Here is a 23523-nt window from a genome sequence, read left to right on the forward strand (position 1 = left end):
CCCTAGTAATGGATGACGTTGCGCATGGTACCCACGCCGGAGCTTCCGTGGAGGAGGGTGCGGGCAGTGTGCGGCATTCCCCCGGGGCCGTGCAGTACCATTCCCGACCCTCCCTGACGGCCGGTCAGGGAGCATCGACGCGGCGGGGCGGCGTCGACAGGGCATCGCGCGGTCGGCGACCCGGCCGGGGCGACGTGGTCGGGGACATCGTTCGGCGACGTCGAGTCACTTCGACTGTTTCCGCCGTGGGCACCGATGGACGACCCCGGTCCCTTCCGCTCCCGCACACACCTGCGCCGGGTACCCGCCGACGCCCCGACGCCCCGATGCCCCGACACCCCGACGCCCCGGCGCTCACCGGGCGGGCCGCGCACTCCTCGCGTCACCTGCTGTCCGACCTGGGAGGCGTGGGGACGGCGCGGCTCACCCGCGCCGGAGGGTGGACACCGGGAACGCGTGGCGGGGCTCTCCTGCTGCTCATCTCCGGTCAGGAGGACCGCATGGTGCCCGACAGTGTCACCCGCTCGGTGTACAAGCTGTACGGCGACTCGACGGCGACTCGACGGTGACTCGACGGCGACGAGGGAGCCTGTACGCCGGTCAGCCGTCACGGCGCCGGCCCGCGCCCCCTGCCGCCGTTCGGGCGGCGGGGGCACGGGCCGGTCGCGTGAGTGTCCGGGGTGGGGTCAGCTCGGGAAGGGCCAGGTCGGGCACCACGGCCAGGTGACCTGGCCCGGGTAGGGCGGGCCCCACGGCGGGCACTTGGGCAGGGTCGGCGTCGACGGGGCGCTGGTCCACAGGATCTTGCCGTTCAGCTGGACGGCGATCGCGCCCTCGTTGTAGACGGCCAGTTCGGCGCCGGGGTTGCCGCCGGTGTTGCTGGCCCACAGCGGGGTGTTGGCGGCGGAGTACACGACGAGGTTGCCGTCGCCCTGGATGACCAGGACGTTGCCGTTGGGGATGGCGCCCTTGGCGACCCAGATCGGGGTGGTGTCGCGGTACAGGACGACGTTGCCGTCGCCCTGCATGGCCAGCATGATGTGGCCGTTCGGCGAGTACCAGGCCTGGTCGCGGTTCAGCAGGCTGTTCATCGGGATGTGGGTGGGCTCGGACGGCGCGGCGGTCACGGCGGCCGGAGCCGCGGCGGGGGCGGCGGCCTGGGCGGCGTCGGCGGTACCCGTGGTGAGGGCGCCGAACCCGATCGTGGCGAGGGCGGCCAGGGCGGCGACCCGGGAGCGGAGTCTGGACATGGGTGGGCTTGAAGTCCTTCCGGGGACAGCGGAGTTGACGAGCCAGCGGGGGTTTCCTGCGGCGCCCGCCCCGCTGCGTCCGGCGCCGCACCGAACGTTAGGTCCGCGCCGCGTCGCCGATCGGCAGATCCACCGGCAGCTTCCCGCCTGCGCCGCCCCCGCCGGCCCGCCAGCGTCACCGGCCCCGGTTTCCTGACGTCCGGTTCCCCGGAGAAGGTCCGCGCGAGGCGCTCAGAACGTCCCGCCGTCCAGTCGGAGGGTGCGGCCGGTCATGTAGGCGGCGTCGTCGGAGGCGAGGAAGGCGTAGCCCGCCGCCACCTCCTCGGGCCGGGCCAGCCGCCGCAGTGCGGTCAGCGTGCCGAGCAGCCGCGCCAGGTCCTGCGTGCCGGCCAGGTCGGGGTGCACGTAGTGCGGCGCGACCTCGGCGGCCATGTCCGTGTCGGTCCCGCCCGGGGCGATGGCGTTGATGGTGATACCCCGCGTGCCCAGCTCGGCGGAGAGGTTCAGGACCATCGACTCCACGGCGGCCTTGCTGGCCGCGTACAAGGTGTGGTGGAAGACGGCTTTGCGGGCGCTCACCGAGGAGGTCAGCACGATCCGGCCGCCCTCGCGCAGGTGCGGCGCGGCGTGCTGCACGGTGAACAGCTGCCCGCGCGTGTTCACCGCGAAGACCCGGTCGAAGTCGGCCGGCGTGATCGTCTCCAGCGCGCCGAAGTACTCGATGCCCGCGCAGGAGACGACCACGTCCAACTGCCCGAACTCGGCCACCGTCCGCTCGATCAGCGCCGCGATCTGCTCCGGCTCCGCGATGTCGGCCCGGACGGCGATCGCCCGGCCGCCCGCGGCGGCGAGCTCGGCCACCAGCGCGTCCGCGGCCTCCTGGTTGCCCCGGTAGCCGATCGCCACGGCCGCGCCCTCGCCAGCCAACCGCCGGGCGACGGCCGCGCCGATCCCGCGGCTCCCACCGGTCACGACGGCCGCCTTGCCTACGAAGCGCCCCTGCTGCGTGGTTGACACCATTGCTCTACGCCCTCGTCTCGTGTCGGAATACGTGTGTCGGGGGCTCCCCGGCCCGGCCCCGGACGCTCAGCAGCAGCCCCACTGCGGGGTGGGCGCGGTGGCCGGGGTCGCGGCGGCCCGGGCGGCGGGTGCCGGCGGGTGGATGGTCGTTCCCGCCTTGATCGTCTCGACGACCTCGATGTCGCGGATCGCCTCCGGGTCGACCGTCAGCGGATTGGCACTGAGGATCACCAGGTCCGCGAGCTTGCCGACCTCGATGCTGCCCTTGCGGTCCTGTTCGCCGTACTGGTGGGCGGCGTCGAGGGTGATCGCGCGGACCGCCTCCAGGGCCGACACCCGCTGCTCCGGCCCGAGGACGACCCCGTCGGTTCGGGTGCGCCGGGTCACCTGGCTGGACAGCACGGCGATCGAGTCGGGCAGCGCCACCGGCGCGTCGTGGTGCGAGGTGTAGCGCAGGCCGCGGTCGAGCGCCCAGCGGGCGGGGGAGATGGTGGCCGCCCGCTCCTCGCCGAGGACGGTCTCCCGGTACCAGTCGCCCCAGTAGTAGGTGTGCATGGAGAAGAAGGACGGCACGATCCCCAGCCGGGCGAACGCCTCGACCTGGTCCTCGCGGGCGGTCTGCGCGTGGATGGCCACGGTCGGGCGCCGGCCCGGCCCGGCCGCCTCGACCGCCCGGAGGAACTGGTCGATCGCCGCGTCGCCGTTGACGTGCGCCAGGACCTGCCAGCCCCGCTCGACCGCCGTGCTGACCTGCTTGTCCACCACCGCGCCGTCCGGCTCCGCCGGGTACCCGCAGTAGTCCTCGGGCTTCCCGGCCGGCGGCGTCAGGTACGGCTCGGTGAGCCACGCCGTGCGGCCCTGCGGCGAGCCGTCCAGCACCAGCTTCACCCCGGCCACGCGGACGCCGTCCACGTACTCGTCGCTCACCCCGATCGGGTCGTCCAGCGCGGAGGAGATCGCCTCGCCGGCCTTCACGTACGCGACCACGTCGACCGCGAACGGCACGGCGGCGGCCGTGTCCCGCAGCGCCTTGAGGTTGTCGAGGGTGGTGCCGCCCTCCTGCACGGTGGTGAAGCCGAAGCTCGCCGCCGTGGCCGCGCCGGTGATGAACAGCATCAGCAGCTCCCGCTCCGGCAGCCCCTTGAGCGCCAGGTCCGAGGCCGGGGTGAACGCCTTCTCCTCCAGGACCCCGTCGGGCTCGCCGTACGCGGGCGGGACGGCGAGTTCGCGCCGCCGGATCACCCCGCCCTCGGGGTCGGGCGTGGCGGCCGAGTAGCCGAGCCGTTCCAGGCCGAGGCTGTTCACCGCGCCGAGGTGGAAGGACTGGTGGATGGCGAGCACCGGGCGGTCCGTGGACACCTCGTCGAGGTCGTCGCGGGTGGGGTGGCGGCCCTCGGCGAGCATCGCGTCGTCGTACCCGAACCCGACGATCCACTCGGAGTCGGCGCCCACCGTGCTCCCGGCCCAGGCGCGCAGCTTGTCCTTCAGCGAGTCGAGCCCGGTGACGTCGCCGTCCGGCGCGGCCAGCAGGTTGGCGATGGTGGCCTGGAGGCCGATGCCGCCGAGGTGCCCGTGCGCGTCGACGAAGCCGGGCAGCAGGGCGCGGCCCTTGAGGTCCCGTACGACGGTGTGCGGGCCGCGCCACTGGTCCAGCGCCTCCTGCCGGGGGCCGACGAAGACGATCGTGCCGTCCTTGACGGCCACGGCCTCGGCCACGGTTACGGCCTGGGCCTGGGCCTCGGCCTCTGGGGGCCGGGCGTCACTTCCGCTGTTCTCGGCGACGGTGACGATCTCGCCGCCGTGGAGGATGAGGTCGGCCTGCTGGGCCATGGAGGTCTCCTGACGGTAGGTGGTCTGCGCCTCGCTCCTACCCGTGGTGACTGCGGAATCACCTTCTGTGCCTTCTGTGGCGCCGGTCTGTCCGGATGCCGCTCCCGCACGGTGGTTGCGGGTGTCTCAGCGCTGCTCCTCCGGGCGGCCCTCGACCTCCCAGCGGGTGTGGAAGGTCCCGTCCCGGTCGACGCGGTGGTAGGTGTGCGCGCCGAAGAAGTCCCGCTGGCCCTGCACCAGTGCGGCCGGGAGGCGCCCCGCCCGCAGGCCGTCGTAGTAGGCGAGCGCGGTCGCGAAGCCGGGGGCGGGCACCCCGAGTTCGACCGCCGCCGAGACGACCCGTCGCCAGGCCGACTGCGCGGAGCCGAGCGCCTCCCGGAAGTGCGCGTCGGTCAGCAGCGTGGGACGCTCCCGGTCGGCCTCGTACGCGGCCCTGATCCGGTCCAGGAACCGGGCCCTGATGATGCAGCCGCCGCGCCAGATCGCGGCCATCTCACCGGGGTCGATCTGCCAGGAGTACTCCGCACTGCCGGCCTGGATCTGGTTGAAGCCCTGGGCGTAGGCCACCATCTTGGAGGCGTAGAGCGCCTGCTCGACGTCGTCCGCGAACCGGTCCGACGCCGCGCTGTCGAGCCAGGTCTCGGTGGGGCCGGGCAGTCCCCGGCCGGCCTGCCGGAGCGGCACGCTGCCGGACAGCGCCCGGGCGAAGACCGCCTCGGCGATCCCGCTGACGGGCACGCCGAGCTCCAGCGCGCTCTGGACCGTCCAGCGGCCGGTGCCCTTCTGCTCGGCCTGGTCCAGCACGATGTCGACGAAGGGCTTCCCGGTCGCCGCATCGGTGTGGGCGAGGATCTCGGCGGTGATCTCGATCAGGTAGGACTCCAGGCGGCCGCCGTTCCACGCCCGGAAGACCTCGGCGATCGCGTCGGGTTGCAGTCCGGCGCCGTGCCGCAGCAGGTCGTACGCCTCGGCGATGAGCTGCATGTCGGCGTACTCGATGCCGTTGTGGACCATCTTGACGAAGTGGCCGGCGCCGTCCGGTCCGACGTGGGCGCAGCAGGGCTTGCCGTCGACCTTGGCCGCGATGTCCTCCAGCAGCGGTCCCAGGACCCGGTAGGCCTCCGGGGTGCCGCCGGGCATGATGCTCGGCCCCTCCAGGGCGCCCTGCTCGCCGCCGGAGATGCCGCTGCCCACGAAGTGCAGGCCGCGTCCGCGCAGGGCCGCCTCCCGCCTCCTGGTGTCGAGGAAGTGCGCGTTCCCGCCGTCCACCACCACGTCGCCCTCGTCGAGCAGCGGCACCAGCTCGTCGATGACCGCGTCGGTCGGCGCCCCGGCCTTGACCATGATCACGATCAGGCGGGGGCGTTCCAGGGCCGCGACGAACTTCTCCGTGGTCTCGGCGGCCACGAACTCGCCCTCGTGCCCGAACTCCTCCAGCAGCGCCGTGGTCCGCGCCAGCGTGCGGTTGTGCACGGCCACCCGATAGCCGTGGCGGGCGAAGTTCCTGGCCAGGTTGCGGCCCATCACGGCCAATCCGGTGACGCCGATCCGGGCCGGTGCCTGCTCGGTCATGGCGGGAATCTCCAAGGGGGTCTCGGGGTCTCGGGGTCTCGGGGTTTCGGGGGCACGGTGGTACAGCGGTTCGGGGCTGTCGGGGTTGTCGGGACTACTCGGCGGAGAGCGCGAGGATCTCGTCCTCGGGAAGCTCGACGTACTCCTCGCCCTCCACTCGGATCTCCGAACCGGAGAGCCTGTTGAAGAGGATCTTCTCGCCGACTTTGACGTCCACCGGGTGCGGCTTGCCGCTCCCCAGCTGTCGGCCGGGCCCCACCGCCACCACCTCGCCCGTCCACGTCTCCGGGTCCTGCGGGGTCGAGACCCTGATCGGCTTGACGATCAGATGATCGTGCTTCGGGTGGAAGTCGGGCATGGCATGGTCCTCTCACGTAACCGCCTGCGGCGCAGCCGGGGCCGCCCCCACACCTCGATTCTGCCGATCCGCGTCCGCGACCGCCCCACCAGCCGCTCGACGTCCACGCACCGGCGCGGCCGCTTCCCGCCGCCCGTCGCCCGCGGCGGGGCGGCCGAGTTTCCGGGCGCGGCATGCTCCGTTCGGGTCGCGGGGCGTCGGCCCGGGCGCAGCGCGGCGGCTCCGGTCGGCTACTGCAGCAGTGCGGCGTGCGGGTGGTCCGGGGCGGCCGGGCACGCGTAGATCTGCTGGTTGTACCCGTCGCCGATGGTGATCATGGTCGGCGTCGCCGGGTCGGGGTGGGCGGCGTCCCGGTTCGCGGCGGCCCAGGTCGTGGCGTCCCGGTTCGCGGCGGCCCAGGTCGTGGCGTCCCGGTTCGCGGCGTCCCGGTCCTCGTACGGGATCCAGCTGTGGACGTCCGCGCGGTGCTCCTTCGTGGCGATGGTCAGCATCGGGGCCATCCGGCAGCCGCAGGCGCGGCAGTACTGCGGAGCGGGATCGGTGAAGCTCCAGGGCGCCCAGCCGCCGGCCTTCCAACCGGGGGCGACGGACAGCTCCCAGTTGTAGTACCCGTCCTCCGCCCCGTCGTAGGCGCTGCCCGGCTCCGCGCCGGTCTTCCGCCGCGCGCTCCACGCCCGGACCTGCGCGCGCAGGTCCGGGTCGAGCTCCGCCGCCAGCGGGTACTCGGTGACCTGCTCGGGGGAGACCAGGCACGGCTGCGGCAGGTAGTCCTCGTACTGGATCGCGGGCGGTTGCGGAGGCGCGGTGAGGACCTCGCCGACCGCGGTGGCGGACCGCCAGAACAGCTCGGTCCTCGGCATGTTCCCCCAGAGGCGGTCGAAGGGGTCGTCGAACGGGCGGTCGAAGGGGTGGTCGAAGGGGCACCACAGCACCTGGAGCAGGTCCGCGCTTTCGGGCGGACGCAGGTCGGGCACCTCGCGGACGTACAGCTGGGCCACGGCCAGCATCGCGACCGGCCCCTGCGGGCACGGGCGGCCGGCGCCGGCCCGAGCCAGCACGGCGTGCTCCTGCGGGGTGTAGGAGCGGGCGCCCGGTGGCCGGGCCCGGGCGGCCGCCCGGATCCCGCGCAACAGCCGGACATCCGCCGGGGAGGTCGCCGGCAGCACGGCCGGCACCCGGTGCGTGCCCTCGCAGTGCGGCCACGGCTCGGCGGCGGGCCACAGCAGTGGACCTCCGACCGAGCTCTCCCGCGGGGACGGCGATCCGGGCCGCGGGTGCAGCCGGGTCGCCGTCCGGGCCAGCGGGGCCAGTTGTGGGAAGGCCGCCACGATGTCGTCCGGCCTCGGCGGGGTGGTGCGGGTCATGTCGGCCTCCCAGCCGTACCGGTTCCGGTTCCTCGGCCCCCAGTTACCCGGTCTCAGTTCCCCAGACTGGGCCCGCCGTTCTCGGGGATGTTCAGAAGGGTCTGCTCGTTGAAGACGGGCAGCGACGTGCCGTCGGGCAGCTGGACCGTGGCGCTCATGCTCGCGCCCCACGGGATGGTGCTGCTGTCGTCCCGGTAGAGGGGCGTCACCACGTAGTACACGGCGGCGTTCCCGTCCGCGGACAGCGCGTTCACCTCCTTCTGGACCCTGGCCTCGAACATCCTCATGCTGATCCCCTTGATGTTCAGCCCGAGCTGGTAGCACGGGACGAGGTTGATCCAGTCCTCCTTGTGACTGCCCCTCCCCCCGAGGACGTTGGCGATCAGGTGGCAGCGGGCGAGGCCACCGCCGGGGGACTGCGCGTTCGCGTCCTCCCAGCCCGTGATGTTGCCGTCGGCCTCGTCCCCCTTGACCAGGGGGTTCGTCAGGCAGGCCTCCGCCTTGCCGGCCCTGGTGGCCGGCGCGGGGGCCCGGGTGCCGGAGGGGCTCGGGCCCGCACTCCGGTTGCGGCTGGGCACGGACTGCTCGGTGTTGAGGATCCATCCGCTGCCGCTCGGCCTGCCCCGGGGTTGGGTCAGGCAGGCGGCCTTGCCGGAAGGGGAGGGCGACGGGCTCCCGGGGCCGGTCTCCGGGGGCTCCGGCGCCGGCTGGACGGTCTTGATCTCGTCGATGACGAGCTTCACTCCGGCCTTGTACGCGACGAGCTTGCCACGGCGGTTCATGGCGGTCTTGAAGACCTCCAGGGCGGGGGCCGCGGCGGCCCCCGGCGTCTGCACCTGGAGGGCCGTGTAGTTCCCGTCGGGCTTGCGGACCAGCCCGTCGTAGGCGATGGACGGGCTGCCGAGCTGCGCCGCCTGTGCGGCGGGAAGCTGCCCGACGGCCTCGGGCAGCAGGTACGCCGTGCCCGGGCGCATGTCGACGGTGGTGCCGGCCTGTTTCGCGTAGGCCCTCAGGGCGGAGGTCCGGGGCTGCTGGTACGGGCTGTCGGCGGTGCCGGCGGCGTCGGAGGTGTCGACGGTGTCGACCCCCCGCCTCCGGCTCTGGGACTGGCTCTGACCCTGGTTCTGGCTCTGGTTCTGCCTTGGGGACGGGGCTTGAGCGCGGTGCTGCGGAGGGGCGGCCGCGTCACCGCCCTGGTCCATCGCCGCCGCCGGGTCCGGTGGATTGTCGGCGAGGCTCTGGGTGGCCTGGGCCATCTGCTGGAGCAACTGCTGCGCCCGGGGCTGGAGCTGCTGCTCCTTGGCCTGGAGCTCCTTGGCCTTCGCCTCCTGGGCCTTGGCGGCGGCGCTGAGCTGGGACTGCCTGGAACCGAGCTTGGACTCCTCCTGCCCGAGCTGGGACTGCTCGCTCTCCAGACTGCCCTTCTCGGCCTGGAGCTGCGCCTGTTCGCTCCTCAACTCGCTCGCCTCGGCGTCGTACGCGCTGGACGCGGCGGCCTGCGCGGGCAGTTGGAAGGTGTGCGGCTTGTTGTTGTGGGCGTCGATCCTGGAGGCCAGGGCCGCCGCGCGCGTCCCGAAGCTGCCGGCCTTCTGCTTCGCGGCAGTGGCCTTGGCCTCGAACGCCGCGGTGTCGTTGCGCAGGGCGGCGGCATCCTTGGTGATCTGCTCCGCCTCGGCGACCACGGCCTTCGCCTGCTGCGCGATCTCCGCTTCCTGCCGGTTGAAGTCCTCGATCTCCCGGACCAGCTGCGCCGAGGCGGCCCTGACGTCCCCGGACGGGACCAGGACAGCGACGCCGCCCGACTGGGCCAGGACGGCCGCAGCGCCGGTGGCCGCGAACGCGGGCGCCCCCGCGCCGACGAACGGCACCAGCACGGCCGCCAGCACCAGGAGGACGACGCGCCGTACGGCCGTCCGGATGGCCGTCCGCGCAGCCGTTCGTACGGCCGTCCGCGCAGTCGTCCGTACGGTTCGCCGGCGGCGAGCGGCCGGGCCGTACGGGGACGCGGTCATCCGCTCACCTTCCCGGTGAGCTCGTCGGCGAGCTTCGCGGTGGTCGACTGGCCGTCGCCCGCCTGGCAGACGGCGACCTGGACCAGACTCGTGCCCTTCACCCGCGCCTGGTGGTGGCAGGCCCACTGCGCGCCGCCGTCCTGTGCGCCGTCCTGCGCCGCCGTCCACGCCACGGCGACCTCGGTCGGAGGGTGGGCCGTGTAGGCCCACTTCGCGGTACGACCGGCCTGGTCGGTGACCGTCGAGGACGGGCACTTGGCGAGACCGTCGGTGAGCGCCTGGAAGGCCGCGCCGGTCTTCTCGCCGTCCGGGAACACGCCGATGACCTGGTTCACGGTGTAGGCGCCCGTGGTCCCCGCGTCCTGGTAGGTCGCCGACAGGAACGCGGTCCACGCCTGCCCGTAGACCGACTGGGTCGTCGGCCCCGCCGCGACGGCGCACTCCGACGGCGACACGGCGAGCGGGGCGTGCGGCCGGTTCGACTGCGGGCCGGCGACCAGCGTCGTCCCGGCCAGCCGACTGACGATGTCAGGGCTCACGAGGTCCGCTTGGACCGTACCCGCGGCCACGTGCGGCGGCAGGCTCGTCGGCTGCTGCGGCCAGAACCACCACCCGACGCCGGCCAGGACGAGGCAGGGCACGACCGCGGCCACGATCAGCTGCCAGTGGCGCGGTACCCGGGCGAGCCGGGGCCTGCCCGGGCCTACCGTCGGCGCGTGCTGCGGAACCGGCGGCGACTGAGGCTGCGGCTGTGACTGCGGCGACGGCGACGGCGACGGCGACGGCGACGGCGTCGCGCCGGATGCCGGCGGCGGCCCAGCAGAATGGGCCGCCCCAGCGCCTGCCGGGCCATCACCGCCCGGGCCCGTCGGTGGCGAAATGATGTAGTCGGCGTCTTCGGCCACGCTGATCTCCCCCACGACACGCCGCCATCCGGGCGACTCAGGTTGCGTTCTGTAAACGAAGCCGGTACATACCGTCACTCATCCAGCGCAGTGGGGCAAGACCTTCCGGTCGGATTTGAGGACCGTCTGAGCATTTCGCCGAAACCGCGAACTGTCGGTCAGTGCCCAGGAATTGGTCATTCGGCGGGCAGGGTGAGTGCCACCTTGCCGGTGGCGCGGGCGTCGAGGAGGTGGCGGACGGCTGCGGCGGTCTCGGTGAGGGGGTAGACGCGGGCCACGACGGGGCTGAGGGTGCCCGCGTCGATGAGTGTGGTCAGGTCGCGGAGCCCGTCGGCGTGTTCGGAGGCGATGAAGGTGCCCAGGTGCTGGCCGGTGAACGGGGACAGGAGCTGCGCGCGGAGCTGCCGGTCGGTGCCGCCGAGCCAGCGGCCGTTCGTCTCGCCGCCGGTGATGACCAGCCTGCCCCGGGGGGTGAGGGCGCGGCGCAGGTCGCGCAGGCTGCGGTTGCCCGCGATGTCGATGACGGTGTCGTAGCGTCGCGGGCCGGCGAGGAAGTCCTCGCGGGTGTAGTCGATCACGTGGTCGGCGCCCAGGGCCCGTACGGCGTCGAGCTTGGGGGTGCTCGCGACGGCCGTGACCAGGGCGCCGAGGGCGTGGGCGAGTTGGACGGCGAAGGTCCCCACGCCGCCGGCGGCTCCCGTGATCAGGACCTGTCGGCCCGGCTGGACCTCGCCCTTGTCACGTACCGCCTGGAGTGCGGTGAGCGCGCTGACGGGTACCGTCGCCGCTTGCTCGAAGGTGAGCGCGGCCGGCTTGGGGGCGATCCTGTCGGGGCGGGCGACGGCGTATTCGGCGAACGCGGCGGCCGCCGTCCCGTACACCTCGTCGCCGGGGGCGAACCCCGTCACGCCGGGGCCGACCGCCTCGACGACACCGGCCAGGTTGCGGCCGGGATTGGGGAGCTTCGGCCGGCGTAACCCGCTCACGGGCCGGACCGCGTACGGCAGTCCGGCCATCAGGTGCCAGGTGCCCCGGTCGATGCTGGAGGCGTGCACCCGGACCAGTACCTCGCCGGGTCCGGGGCCGGGCCGGGGAAGGCGCGCCGTGCGCAGCACGGCTTCCGGCTGGGCGCCGTAGCGCTCCTGGACGACGGCCGCCATCGTCCCCGCCCCGCTGCTGCTCCCGCTGGTGGTCGCGGTCGGCTCACCCGTGTCCCGCATCGTCGCTGCTCCCGGTCTCCGCTGGCGCTCACTTACGCTGTAAGTACAGCACTTACGGCGTAAGCTCGCAACGATGGCAGGCCACCAGAGGAAGCGACCGTCCACCGTGCCCCGACGTACCGACCCGAAGCCGACCCAGAGTGCGCAGTCGACGCCGCCGCCGACCCGGGCGACCCTCACCCGCCAGCGGGTGCTCCGGGCCGCCGTCGAACTGGCCGACGCCGGGGGCCTGGAGACGCTCAGCATGCGCAAGCTCGGCGAGGCCGTCGGAGTCGAGGCGATGTCCCTCTACAACCACGTGGCCAACAAGGAGGACCTGCTCGACGGCATGGTCGACCTGGTCTTCGGCGAGGTCGAACCGCCCGTGCCCGGCGACGACTGGCGACAGGCGATGCGGCAGCGGGCGATCTCCCTGCGCCTCGCGCTGTCCCGCCACCGCTGGGCGATCGGGCTGATGGAGTCACGGTCGACTCCGGGCCCGGCCACCCTGCGTCACCACGACGCCGTCCTCGGCTGCCTGCGTCGCGCCGGGTTCTCCCTCGCCCTGACCGCCCACGCCGTCTCGGTGCTCGACAGCTACATCTACGGGTTCGCCTTGCAGGAGAAGACCCTGCCCTTCGACTCCCCGGAGGAGACCGCCGAACTGGCGGACTCCATCGTGAGCGGCTTCGGCGCCGACGAGTACCCGTACCTGGTCGAGATCGCGACCGCCCACGTCATGCGCCCCGGATACGCCTACGGCGACGAGTTCACCTTCGGACTGGACCTCATCCTCGACGGCCTCGGACGAGCCGCGCGCTGACGGGCCGCCGGGGCCCCCGTGACGGCCGACCCTGGTGTCATCGACTGTCTGCCAAGGTCAGGGGAACTGGCACACCCATACCTCACTGCCCCTGCGCCGTAGGTAAGTTGAAGCAATTTGACGGTCGGTCAGGCGAAATCTAACGTCGAACCCGTATCGATCAGTCGCTCACTCGTCCGACAGCCCGGAGGGGTTTTGGCATGCCTCCTTACGAACAGACTCCTGTCGGCGTATCAGGAATTTCCGAGAATCGACCGAAAACCTCCTACAAGGCGAGTATTGACTCGGTCTCCCCTCCGGCCCGGCGGACCGCACTGGCGGATCAGGGGCAGTGCTTCCTCGGCGTCAGCCTGGAGAACGGCAATTTCGCTCCGGACAAACTCGCCGCGATGCTCCGCTGGACAGCCGGGCGGTTCCCCCGTTGCACGGTGCTGGTCGGGGACAGCATCCACCGGATCACCCTGGCGTCCACCCGGGGCCTGCCGGAGGACGAGGCGCTCTCCCGGGCGCTGGCCCTGGGCGACCGTTTCATCGCCGACACCCGGGCCCTGTTCGCGGCCGAACGCGGGCAGACCGAATTCACGTTCCTGCGCTGCTCCGAAGTGCAGCAGTGGGATTCCTACGCGAAGCACCATCGAAGCCTCACCGACTACCACCGGGCCGACCGGAAATTCCGGGAGTCCGTGGATGCGTTCGGGCGGCGCTTTCACGCCAGGTATGCCGGCCGAGTTGCCGAGGCCGACCTGGAGAGGCGGGTCGAAATGTCCGCACAGTACTTTCTGGAGGAGTCGGCAATATTCGCGTGCCTTGTCCAGGAAGGACTTTCTGTCATGGTCTACCCCGGTTCGTTCGGCACCCTTTCCGAGATCACCGACGGGCGGCACCCGGACGCTCCGGAGGAACTGCGTCGGCTGACCGTCGTCTCGCTCGATCTGCGGAGGCGTTGACGGCGTCCCTCGTCACCGAGCGCTCCGCCGAACCGGCACGCCCAGGCCATGGCCGAGCCGGGGTGCCGTCAGCGTGACCAGTGGTCAATGGTCGGTTCTTAAGGACTTCTTACTGACTTCGGCGCGCCAGGGTGAACTGTCCTGGTTTGCCTGACGAGTTCGGTGTGGTGGCTGTATCCGATGGTGTGTGAGATACGCGGATGGGGGCGGGCTGACCGCCTCAGGACGGCTGCGCCGGGAGACGGTGCGGATGCAGGCGGCCGAGCTGTTCGAGCAGGAGGTCAAGCCGGCAGAGGTGGCCCGGCGCCTACGGGTGAGTGTGAAGTCGGCCTACCAGTGGCACCAGTTGTGGCGCGACGGCGGGGTCGAGGCGCTGGCATCACGCGGCCCGGGTGGGTCACGGTGCCGCCTGTCCCCGCGATGCCTGGAGAAGCTCGCCGCGTATCTGGACCAGGGCCCGGCCGCACACGGCTGGGTGGAGGACCAGGTGTGGACTGCTTCGCGGGTGGCCACGCTGATCGGGCGGACGTTTCACGTCTCGTACAGCGTCTCGGGCGCTACACGGCTGATGCACAGACTCGGCTTCACTCCGCAGATGCCCGCGAGACGGGCCGCGGAACGTGACGAGCAGGCCGTGACCGCGTGGACGGAGGTGACCTGGGCGGAGGTAAAAGAGCCCGGGCGGACTGCGACGGGTGGGTCTGCTTCGAAGACGAGGCCGGCTTCACGCGCAGGCCGCCCCGTGGACGCACCTGGGGACGGCGGGGCATCACCCCTGTCGTGAAGGTCTCCGGCAGCCGCTCCGGACGTGTCTCGGTCGCTGGGCTGATCGCCGTGCGGCCGGGTTCCCGGACCAGGCTGTCCCACCGCATCCGGCGGCACACCGGTCGCAAGGGCGAGCGGCGGAGCCTGTCCGAGCGCGACTACATCGGCCTGATCGACGGAATCCACCATCTGGTGAAGGCGCCGATCGTGCTGGTCTGGGATCGGCTGAACACCCATGTCTCCCACGTGATGCGCGAGTTGGTCGCCGCCAGGAACTGGCTGACCGTATACATCCTGCCCGCCTACGCGCCGGACCTGAACCCCGTGGAGTGGCTCTGGGCGCACGTCAAGCACAGCCTGGCCAACCTCTCCTCGGTCGCCGTGGACCGTCTCGAAGCCCTCGTCCGCAACCGGCTCAAACGGCTCCAGTACCGCCCCGACATCCTCGACGGCTTCCTCGCCGGGACCGGCCTCTCCCTGGACCTGCCACCACCATCACCCTGAAACGCCGAAGTCAGTAGGAGTCCTCCGTATCACTGTGTCATGCACACCGGTACTCATACGTCATCCCTTGCGGGCCCCGCCCGCCGGCACGTTCCGCGCGCCGTTCTCGTCCTCGCCATGGCCACCGCGCTGGTGTCCGCGACCGTGGCGAGCGCCTCCGACAGCTCCGCCTCGCCGATGCGGGTGCGGGTCCATGACGGGCGCGTCGACGTGCCGGTACGCGGCGGCACCGCCACCATCGACGCGGCCACGCTGCGGGCCGAGGCCCGGACCGAGGACGGGCGGGTGGTCCTGCTGTCCGATCCGGCCGCCCAGGGGCTGGGCAGGGCGAGCGCCCCGGTCAGGACGGCGAACGGCGCCGCCTGGTCGTATCCGGAGAAGGGCCTGCGGGCCGAAGCCCGCGCCGATCACGGCCGGTTGCTGGTCACCCTCACCGGGACCGCCCTCCCCGGGACTGCCCCCACCGGGAGCGGCGGCGACACCTCGGTGCGGTGGCCGGTGACCGCCACCGACCCGGCCGCCGCCGAGGTCCAGCTCCCGCGCGGCGAGGGGCTGTCCGTTCCCGTCGACGACCCGTTCTGGAACTCCTCCGACGGCGCGCTGGTCGGCGAGGAGCAGGAGCTGAGCTCGCAGCTGTCCATGCCGATGTGGGGCTACACGCTCCGCTCCGCCCGGGCCGGCGTCAGCTACATCGTCCCCACCGACATCGGCACGTCGCTGACGTTCGCCTCCCAGGACGGCCGGCTGCGGGCCACGGCCGAGCACGGATTCTCCGCCGGCAACGGCACGGGCGCCTACACCGTGGCCTTCTCCCTCACCGACGGCTCCCCGGTGGCCCCGGCCGTGGACTACCGCAACTGGCTCTCGGAGCACGGGCAGTTGGGCAGCCTGAGCGAGAAGATCAAGCAGAACCCGCAGACCGCGAAGCTGCTCGGCGCCTTCCACGCCTACGCCTGGGGCGGCGCCCGCCGGCCCGCCTACCTCGACCGGCTCAAGGAACTGGGCGTCTCCCGGCTCTGGCTCGGCTACGACTCCGACGACTCCCCGATGACGGGCGAGGACGTCAAGGCCGCCGAGGCCGCCGGCTACCTGGTCGGGCCCTACGACTCCTTCGCCAACGGCCAGCAGAAGACGGACGACTCGTCCCCCAACTCCGTCTGGCCGGACGACGTCTACCCCCGGTTCTGCGTCCTCAGGGCCGACGGAACGCCGCAACCCGGCTTCCACAAGAAGGGCTGCTACCTCAGCTCGCAGGCGTTCGAACAGGCCGAGCCGCAGCAGCACCACCTCGCGGACCGCACCCGCTCGCTGGTCGCCAACGGGGCCGACAGCTACTTCCTCGACGTGGACGCGGCGGGCGAGCTCTTCCGGGACTTCGACCCCGGCCACGCGATGACCATGGACGAGGACCGCGCCAACCGGCTCGCCCGGATGCGGCGCCTGACGGACGGCTCGTACGACGCGTCCACGGGCCGGCCTGCCCCGCTGGTCCTGGGCTCGGAGTCCGCCGGCTCCTGGGCCAACCAGGTGCTGGCCTTCGACCACGGCTCGGGCACCCCGGTGGACGGGCGGCTGTGGGCGATGGAGTCCGGGCACTTCGACAACGGGTCGCAGGACCCCAAGGACGACGGCGCCTGGGGCGGCTACGCCCCGGAACAGGCCGCCGCCACCTTCTTCAAGCCGGTGCGCACCACCGACTTCAAGCCCGAGCACCAGGCCCGGGTGGCCGCCGCCCTGAAGGCGATGTACGACCCGAAGTACCGGGTGCCGCTGTACGAGACGGCGCTGCACGGTTCGCTGGTCAACGTCGAACGCTGGGAACTGCCCTTCAGCAAGCTGCCGGAGCAGAAGACCACGCGTGCGCTGCTGGCGATGCTCTACAACACCCCGCTCAACTTCGTGCTCAGCGACAAGGACCCGCACGACGGGCAGAACCTGCGGGAACTGGCCGCCCTGCAGCAGTACTTCGCGCCGCTGCATCAGGCGGCCGGCACCCGACAGCTGAGCTCCTTCCGCTGGCTGACCGGCGACCACCTGGTGCAGCGGACCGTCTTCGGCGACGGCGCGCTGACCGTCACCGCCAACTTCGGCACCACCGTCCACGACGGACTGCCGGGCGGCTGTGTGGACGCCGCCGTGCGCGGGCGCCCGGGCACCCAGCGGCTCTGCCCGGCTGACGTGGTCTCCTGACGACCGTGGCTGACGAGCTGACGAGTTGACGAGGTGACGAGCCGGTGGGACGGGCACCCCCGCCCGTCCCACCGGCCCCGCCCCGCCCCGCCGCGCCGCCCCGCCGTCGGTGTCGGGCGGACGCGGCGTGGTGGGTTAGCCTGCGCGGTGGGCCGGGTGCACGGGGGGACGACCACGGGGTGTGCACGGACCGGCCGACGAACGACTATGGGGGGTTTCACATGTCCAGGATCATCACTGCCGCCATGCCCGCGCACGGGCACACCGCGCCGATGCTGGCGATCACCGCCGACCTGGTGGCGCGCGGGCACGAGGTGGTCTTCCTCGGCGGGGTGCGGTTCGCGGAGGCCGCCGAGGAGACCGGGGCACGCTTCGTCGCCCTGCCGCCGGAGGCGGATTTCGACGACCGCCGGATCAACGACTCCTTCCCGGGTCGGGCCGAACTGCCGCCCGGGCCACAGCGGTTGGCCTTCGACGCCCGGAACATCTTCATCGACCCGGTGCCCGCGCAGTACCGGGCGCTGCGCGCGTTGCTGGCGGAGTTCCCGGCCACGGCCGTGCTCGGTGACTGCTTCTTCCACGGCGCGGTGGCTCTGGCGCTGGCCCATCCGCGCGGCGAGCGGCCGGCCGTGGTGGGCATCGGGGTGTCCCCGCCGATGCTGCAGAGTGTCGACACCGCGCCCTTCGGGCTCGCGCTGGCGCCCCAGGCGGGACCGGAAGGGCTGGCCCGCAACCGGGAGCTGAACGCCGAGGCGGCGCTGCGCGGCGAGCCGCTGCGGCAGTACGCGGCCGAGGTCTTCGCCGGGGTCGGGGCCGAGCTGCCGCCGGGGCCCCGGGTGAACGCCGCCGTCACCGGGCCCGACCACTACCTGCAGCTGACCGTCCCGGGGTTCGAGTACCCGCGCAGCGACGCGCCGGCCTCGCTGCGCTACATCGGCGCGCTGGCGCCGCAGAACCGGAGCGAGGTGGAACTGCCGCAATGGTGGCCGGAGTTGGCTTCCGGACGCCCGGTCGTGGTGGTCACCCAGGGCACCCTGGCCAATGACGACCTGACCGAGCTGCTGGTCCCCGCGGTGCGGGCGCTGGCCGACCGCGCCGACCTGCTGGTGGTCGCGGCCACGGTCCGCCCGGACGGGCCCGAGCTGCTGGCGCAGGCGCTCGGCGGCCTGCCGGACAACGTGCGGGCCGCCGGCTACCTGCCGTTCGACCGGCTCCTGCCGCACGCCGACGTGTTGATCAGCAACGGCGGCTACGGAGGTGTGCACACCGCGCTGGCCTTCGGGGTGCCGCTGGTGGTCGCGGGCGGCAGCGAGGACAAGCCCGAGGTGGCCGCCCGGGTGGCCTGGCGCGGTGTCGGCGTCGACCTGCGCACCGGGCGCCCGGGCGAGCCGGAGCTGCGCGAGGCCGTCGACCGGGTCCTGGCCGACCCGGCCTACCGCGCCAACGCCGCCGACCTGGCCGCCGAACTCGCGGCCCACCAGCCGTTGACGGCTATCGCCGAACTGGTGGACTCGCTCGGCTGACCGCCGCGGGGCGCCGCCGGGTGCCCGGCAGGATCGACCGGCCGGGGGGAGCCGCCCCCGGCCTCCCGCCCCCCCGGGCCCCGGTCTCTCCGGCCGTGGGCGATCTCGTCGTCCGGGCAGCCGGAGCTCCCGACCGCGCGAGCGTGGCGGGCTCAGCGGACGTTGATGCCCGCCATGGCCCGCTCGGCCGTACAAGGCCGGCCTCGGCTTGTCGTCTCATCCACCCGCTGGTCCGATTCCATCTGTGCGGGAACGGGACCTTCCGGACATGCTTCCGATGGGCAGGAAGTGAACGAAGTGACTTGACTGAACGTCAATTGACGTTTCCCCATGGGCAATTCACCCGATGCGGCCCGGGCATTTCCGCCCGGCAATGCGCTAACCTCCTCCTGGCGTGATCACATGCCGATCTCGAATTGGGGGGAATCACATGGCAATCGGACGACGACAACTCCTCACCTCCGTCGCGCTCACCGCCCTGGCCGCGCCCGTCCTGGCCAAGGGGACCGCGACCCGCGCGGCCGCGGCCGTGGGGGCGGCCCCGGCCACCGCCTCCGGGCCGCTGTTCATGCAGGTCGTCGCGCACGAGGACGACGACATCCTGTTCATGAACCCGGACCTGTCCAACGCGATCGCCCTCGGCACCCCGTCCGTCACGGTGTTCGTCACCGCGGGCAACGCGACCGGCGACCCGTGCGCCACGGTCTGCTGGGACACCGCCGGCGAGCCGCTGCGCACCTGGAACCGGCAGATGGGCGCCGTCAACGCCTACTCCCGGATGGCCGGGGTCGGCGACACCGACCCGGCGACCGACGAGGTCGGGCACTGGACGGTCGAGGCGTGGACGGTCGCCGGCAAGCAGGTCGAACGGTACGTCCTCAAGGACCGCCAGGTGCACCTGATCTTCCTCAACCTGCACGACGCCGGGCTCGGCGCCGTCCTGGCCGGCGGCACCGACACCACGGTCGTCCCGGCGGGCAGCCCGCTGTCCGGGCCGTCGACCTACACGGCGGCGGACGTCGTCGAGGTGCTGCGGCAGCTGATGGTGACGTACCAGCCGACCGTGCTCCGGGCCCAGGACGAACTCCCGGACAGGCGATACTCGGGCGACCACTCGGACCACGTCTCCGCCGCGAAGTTCGCCGGCCAGGCGGCCCTGCTGTACGGCGGCGGGCTGATCCAGGTGAACTACCGGGACTACAACATCAGCGACTCCCCGGTGAACCTCGACCCGGCGACGACCGGCGCCAAGGGCGTGTTCGTCTCCGAGTACGCCGGCCACGACCACTCGGGGAACTACTCCGACGCCTGGTTCTCCCGGATGTACTACCGCTGGTCGCGGGGTACCTCCTGGGCCGGGCTGAACCAGGACGGCCGGCCGCAGGTCTTCGTCGTCCGGGCCGGCGCCCTCTACACGTACTGGCGCCAGGGGGACGGCAGTTGGGGCGGTCCGGTGCGGATGGCCGACCCGGGCGGGCGGCTGGCGCCGGGCATCGCGGTCGGGACCAACGCCGACGGCCGGCTGGAGGTCTTCGCACGCCGCCTGACCGATCACCACATCATCTCCCTGCCCCAGGGCGCGCCCAACGGCTGGTGGTGGAACAGCTGGGCCGACCACGGCAACCCCAACACCGGACTCGGCAACGAGGACCAGGTCGGCGTGCCGGTGGTGGCCGCCAACCAGGACGGGCGGCTCGAACTGTTCGTCAAGAACGGCGGGGGCGGCCTCAGCTGCATCTGGCAGACCACCCCGGGCGGGGTGTGGACGGGCACGTGGACGGACCTGGGCGGCACCGACCTCCAGGACCCGGTCACCGCGATCCGCAACGGCGTCGGCGCGATCGAGGTGTTCGCCAGCACCCGCACCGGAGTCCTCGGCTGGTGGCAGACCGCTCCGAACGGCGCCTTCGGCGGCCCGAACCCGGTCCCGGGCGCCCGGCCGGCCAGCCCGCCCAAGGCCGCGCTCGACCAGGACGGCCGCATCGAACTCGCCTACCGCGAGGTCGGCACCGGCGCGATGCTGGTCAGCTACCAGACCCGGCCCGGCGGCGAGTGGAGCCAGTCCCCGGCCCCCCTCGGCGGACATGGGGGAGTGGGCGAGCCGGCGGCGGCCACCGTCGGCGGACGGGTCGTCCTGTTCGAGCGCAACCGCGGCGGCGGCGTGAGCACCACCGCCCAGACCGCCCCGAACTCGGGCTACGGCACCTGGCAGGACCTCGGGGGCACCGTCCTCGACTACCCGGCCGCGCTCGTCGACGGCGGCGGCGTCCTCCACGTGTTCGCGATCGGTTCGGACGGCCGCGTCTACTACCGCGCGGGCACGACGCCCACCAGCTTCGGCGGCTGGCAGGGCCTGCCGCTCTGACGGTCCTGCTCGGGGCCCGGCTCTGGCTGGGCCCCGAGCAGGCCGCAGCCGGGCCCGGGCCGTCGCCTCTGCCCGTGTCTGCCCGAGTCTGCCCGTGGCGAATCTGCGGCGGGCAGAGAAAACGCATCCGGAGGTCTCCCGGGGTCAAGAGTGGAGTCGAGGGCAAGCCCGCCCCAACACCTCGACTCGACACCTCGACACTTCGACGCCTCGGCATCTCGACAAGGAGACCGGATGACTCCCCTCACCACGCTCGCGCCCCGCGCGGAGGAGGGCGGCACGCCGCCCAGCCGCTTCGACGACCACCTCGCGGCGCAGCTGCTCGCCCAGCGGATCGTCCTCCTCGGCACCCAGGTCGACGACGTGTCGGCCAACCGGGTGTGCGCGCAGCTGCTCCTGCTGTCGGCGGAGGACCCGCGCACCGACATCAGCCTGTACGTCAACAGCCCCGGCGGGTCGGTCACCGCGGGGCTCGCCATCTACGACACCATGCGGCTCATCCCGAACGACGTCTCGACGCTGGTGATGGGGTTCGCCGCCAGCATGGGCCAGTTCCTGGTCACCGTGGGGGCGCCCGGCAAGCGGCTCGCGCTGCCGAACGCGCGGATCATGATGCACCAGCCCTCGGCGGGCATCGGCGGCACCGCCGCCGACATCGAGATCCAGGCGGAGAACCTCCAGTTCACCAAGAAGGCCATCGAGCGGATCACCGCCGAGCACACCGGGCAGAGCGAGGAGACGATCGCGCGGGACGGCGACCGGGACCGCTGGTTCACGGCCGAGCAGGCCAGGGAGTACGGGATCGTGGACCGGGTGGTGGAGTCGGTCGCCGACATCCGCCCGGCCGCGTCGCGCCGACGGATGGGGCTGTGACATGGGGTCGTACACGGTTCCCTACGTCATCGAGCGGACCGCGCAGGGCGAGCGCTCCTACGATGTCTTCAGCCGGCTGCTGAACGAGCGGATCATCTTCCTCGGCACCGAGATCGACGACGGGGTCGCCAACGTGGTCATCGCGCAGCTCCTGCACCTGGAGTCGGAGAGCCCGGAACGCGAGATCTCGATCTACCTCAACTCGCCTGGTGGATCGTTCACTTCGCTGATGGCGATCTACGACACGATGACGTTCGTGCAGGCGCCGATCTCCACGTTCTGCGTCGGTCAGGCGGCGTCGACGGCGGCGGTGCTGCTGGCCGGCGGAGACCCCGGGCGGCGGTTCGTGCTCCAGCACGCGCGGGTGCTGCTCGGCCAGCCGGCCAGCGGCGGCCGGCAGGGGACGGTGTCCGACCTCAGCCTCGCGGCGAAGGAGATGGTCCGCACCCGCTCGCAGGTGGAGGAGGTGCTGTCCCGGCACACGCACCACGACGTGGCGACGCTGCGGGCGGACATGGACCGGGACAAGGTGTTCACCGCCGAGGAGGCCGTCGCCTACGGGCTCGCCGACGAGGTGCTGAGCCGACGGCTCGCGTTCGGCTGACTCCGCGCGGCCGTGGCCGGTACGGCGGGGCGCACCACCGTCGTACCGGCCTTCGGCTGGGCCAGGCCCGGCCCGGACAGGCCGGGTCGGGCCCGGAGAGGCCGGGTCAGGCGGCGAGGCAGAGCCCGTCGTACTGCGCCGTGGGCGACGTGCGGCTCCGGTCCAACCGGCTTCGGCCCACCGTGCCCCGGCCCACCCCGCCCAGGCCGACCTGGCTCCGGCCCACCTGGCTCCGGGTGTACCGGGTCAGCTCGTCCTGGGCGAGCGAGAGCAGGTCGGCGAGGCCGAGTCCGAGGGCCCGGGCGGCGGCCGCGAGGACCTCGGAGGAGGCCTCCTTGCGCCCGCGCTCCAGCTCCGACAGGTACGGGATCGAGATCCGGGCCGCCTCCGCCACGTCCTTCAACGTCCGGTCCTGGGCGAGCCGTTCGCGGCGCAGCGCGTCGCCGACGAGGTCGCGCCACAGGGGTTCCCTCGGCGCGGGCGCGGGCGCGGGTGCCGGTGACGCTCCCGCCGACCGCTGCGGGGCGCGGGTCGCCCCGCCGGAACCGGGCGACGAGGTGTGCGGGCGCAGGGGGATGACGCGGGCTTCGTTCGGCGCATGAGTGCTCACCCCTCCAGCCTAGGGATCCGGGGCGCGGGGGGAAGGGAGTGGCGTTCTGCCCTGGGTGAAGCCGCCCGGGGCGCCGCCGATCGCGGCGGCCCCTGTTGCCCGTCGCGCGGACTGGTGGTCACCGGTACCGAGTTCGGGGCTGTCGGTCGGGCCGGATAGCTTGGCGCCACCGAGTACTCCCGAGGGGTGGGGCTGATGGGTTTCAACGGGTACATCGTGCTCGCACGCACGCACCGGACGGTGACGGAACTGTTCGACCTTCCACCGGAGAAGAGGCCTCTGTACGAGCCGACCGACGGGCCCGACGGCTGGCGGGTGATGAGACTGCGGCTCGATGCGGACCAGGAGATCGGTGACGGCCAGGTGAGGCAGGCCGCCGACGCGCTCGGTGCGCCGGTCCTGGTGTGCCAGGTCGTCATGAGCGACTACGCGATCGTGCGCGGCTGCGCCCCGGGCGGCGAGCTGTGGAGTGCGGAACTCAACGTCCGCCTGGCGGTGGAGTCCGGGGTGTTCGAGGAGTTCGGGGTCAGCGAGGAGGACGAGGAGCTCACCGCAGCCGAGTGGCAGGAATGCGTCGAGGTGGTCACCGCCCGCTGGGAGGCGGACCGCACCGAGGCGCTGGAGCACGCACTGTCCTGGGCGGCAGCGGCCGGTCACGAGGTCGACCCCGCAGGCGTCGCCGAGGTCGTGTACGGCAAGGTCCTGTACGCCGAGGACAGCGTGCACGACCTCTTCCGCAGCCTCGCCATCCGCATCCCACCCGACGGCTGACGCGATCCGGGCTCGGCCGTCACCCGTACGAGCGACGG

Annotated in this window: 20 protein-coding genes and 1 pseudogene; 11 read left to right on the forward strand and 10 right to left on the reverse strand. The window is 72.6% G+C overall.

What is annotated here, in order from left to right; all coding sequences use genetic code 11:
• Window positions 1-326: 326 nt before the first annotated feature.
• A complete protein-coding gene (locus OG556_RS39025) occupies window positions 327-569 on the forward strand; it encodes a hypothetical protein (protein WP_371523139.1) in 243 nt (80 codons plus the stop codon).
• A gap of 117 nt (window positions 570-686) precedes the next feature.
• On the opposite strand, the gene OG556_RS39030 is transcribed toward OG556_RS39025, so the two are convergent.
• The 9 genes from OG556_RS39030 to OG556_RS39070 form a co-directional block, all read right to left on the reverse strand.
• Window positions 687-1250, reverse strand: a complete 564-nt coding sequence (locus tag OG556_RS39030) for a hypothetical protein (protein WP_331745131.1) — start codon at window positions 1248-1250, stop codon at window positions 687-689.
• Window positions 1251-1481: 231 nt separating this feature from the next.
• Window positions 1482-2222 carry an SDR family oxidoreductase gene (locus OG556_RS39035; protein WP_331745132.1) on the reverse strand — a complete coding sequence of 247 codons (741 nt, stop codon included), beginning with the start codon at window positions 2220-2222 and terminating at the stop codon, window positions 1482-1484.
• Window positions 2223-2336: 114 nt separating this feature from the next.
• Window positions 2337-4100: an amidohydrolase gene (locus tag OG556_RS39040; RefSeq protein ID WP_331745134.1), complete on the reverse strand. Its 1764-nt coding sequence runs from the start codon at window positions 4098-4100 to the stop codon at window positions 2337-2339.
• Window positions 4101-4226: 126 nt separating this feature from the next.
• Entirely contained in the window at window positions 4227-5672 is a 1446-nt protein-coding gene (gene gndA / locus OG556_RS39045; protein WP_331745135.1) for an NADP-dependent phosphogluconate dehydrogenase, read from the reverse strand.
• Window positions 5673-5766: 94 nt separating this feature from the next.
• Window positions 5767-6030: a hypothetical protein gene (locus OG556_RS39050; RefSeq protein ID WP_331745136.1), complete on the reverse strand. Its 264-nt coding sequence runs from the start codon at window positions 6028-6030 to the stop codon at window positions 5767-5769.
• A 230-nt stretch (window positions 6031-6260) separates the two neighbouring features.
• Window positions 6261-7394 (reverse strand): hypothetical protein, encoded by a 1134-nt coding sequence (locus tag OG556_RS39055; protein ID WP_331745137.1) that lies wholly within the window; start codon window positions 7392-7394, stop codon window positions 6261-6263.
• A 53-nt stretch (window positions 7395-7447) separates the two neighbouring features.
• On the reverse strand, window positions 7448-9406 hold the full coding sequence (locus tag OG556_RS39060) for a DNA/RNA non-specific endonuclease (protein ID WP_331745138.1): 1959 nt from the start codon (window positions 9404-9406) through the stop codon (window positions 7448-7450).
• On the reverse strand, window positions 9403-10389 hold the full coding sequence (locus tag OG556_RS39065) for a sensor domain-containing protein (protein WP_371523140.1): 987 nt from the start codon (window positions 10387-10389) through the stop codon (window positions 9403-9405). The genes OG556_RS39060 and OG556_RS39065 overlap by 4 nt, the downstream gene beginning before the upstream one ends.
• 98 nt (window positions 10390-10487) lie before the next feature.
• Window positions 10488-11531 carry an NAD(P)-dependent alcohol dehydrogenase gene (locus OG556_RS39070; protein WP_331745141.1) on the reverse strand — a complete coding sequence of 348 codons (1044 nt, stop codon included), beginning with the start codon at window positions 11529-11531 and terminating at the stop codon, window positions 10488-10490.
• Between the two features lie 106 nt (window positions 11532-11637).
• On the opposite strand from OG556_RS39070, the gene OG556_RS39075 reads away from it, so the two are divergent.
• The 9 genes and pseudogenes from OG556_RS39075 to OG556_RS39115 all read left to right on the forward strand — a co-directional run bounded on the left by OG556_RS39075 (window position 11638) and on the right by OG556_RS39115 (window position 22104).
• Window positions 11638-12333 carry a TetR/AcrR family transcriptional regulator gene (locus tag OG556_RS39075; RefSeq protein ID WP_371523141.1) on the forward strand — a complete coding sequence of 232 codons (696 nt, stop codon included), beginning with the start codon at window positions 11638-11640 and terminating at the stop codon, window positions 12331-12333.
• A gap of 200 nt (window positions 12334-12533) precedes the next feature.
• On the forward strand, window positions 12534-13280 hold the full coding sequence (locus tag OG556_RS39080) for a tRNA-dependent cyclodipeptide synthase (RefSeq protein WP_331745143.1): 747 nt from the start codon (window positions 12534-12536) through the stop codon (window positions 13278-13280).
• 211 nt (window positions 13281-13491) lie between these two features.
• Window positions 13492-14043, forward strand: a pseudogene (locus tag OG556_RS39085) (winged helix-turn-helix domain-containing protein); the annotation flags it as partial.
• A complete protein-coding gene (locus OG556_RS39090; protein ID WP_371522728.1) occupies window positions 13938-14549 on the forward strand; it encodes a transposase in 612 nt (203 codons plus the stop codon). The pseudogene OG556_RS39085 and the gene OG556_RS39090, both read left to right, overlap by 106 nt.
• 117 nt (window positions 14550-14666) lie before the next feature.
• Complete coding sequence (locus tag OG556_RS39095; RefSeq protein ID WP_371523142.1) at window positions 14667-16739, forward strand: glycoside hydrolase; 2073 nt, start codon at window positions 14667-14669, stop codon at window positions 16737-16739.
• A 221-nt stretch (window positions 16740-16960) separates the two neighbouring features.
• Window positions 16961-18262, forward strand: coding sequence for a nucleotide disphospho-sugar-binding domain-containing protein (locus tag OG556_RS39100; RefSeq protein WP_331745145.1), 1302 nt, complete (start codon window positions 16961-16963; stop codon window positions 18260-18262).
• Between the two features lie 430 nt (window positions 18263-18692).
• Window positions 18693-20627, forward strand: a complete 1935-nt coding sequence (locus OG556_RS39105) for a PIG-L family deacetylase (RefSeq protein ID WP_331745147.1) — start codon at window positions 18693-18695, stop codon at window positions 20625-20627.
• 234 nt (window positions 20628-20861) lie between these two features.
• Window positions 20862-21500: an ATP-dependent Clp protease proteolytic subunit gene (locus OG556_RS39110; RefSeq protein WP_331745149.1), complete on the forward strand. Its 639-nt coding sequence runs from the start codon at window positions 20862-20864 to the stop codon at window positions 21498-21500.
• A 1-nt stretch (window position 21501) separates the two neighbouring features.
• Complete coding sequence (locus OG556_RS39115; protein ID WP_331745151.1) at window positions 21502-22104, forward strand: ATP-dependent Clp protease proteolytic subunit; 603 nt, start codon at window positions 21502-21504, stop codon at window positions 22102-22104.
• Window positions 22105-22210: 106 nt separating this feature from the next.
• Here the strand turns inward: OG556_RS39115 and OG556_RS39120 are convergent, their stop codons facing one another.
• The gene (locus tag OG556_RS39120) at window positions 22211-22714 is read right to left on the reverse strand and encodes a helix-turn-helix transcriptional regulator (RefSeq protein WP_331745152.1); all 504 of its coding nucleotides are present in this window, start codon (window positions 22712-22714) and stop codon (window positions 22211-22213) included.
• 195 nt (window positions 22715-22909) lie between these two features.
• Here OG556_RS39120 and OG556_RS39125 point away from each other — a divergent pair, with 195 nt between their 5' ends.
• A complete protein-coding gene (locus OG556_RS39125) occupies window positions 22910-23485 on the forward strand; it encodes a hypothetical protein (RefSeq protein WP_331745154.1) in 576 nt (191 codons plus the stop codon).
• The last annotated feature ends 38 nt before the right edge of the window (window positions 23486-23523 follow it).

Source organism: Kitasatospora sp. NBC_01300 (genome assembly GCF_041435235.1).
GTDB lineage: Bacteria > Actinomycetota > Actinomycetes > Streptomycetales > Streptomycetaceae > Kitasatospora.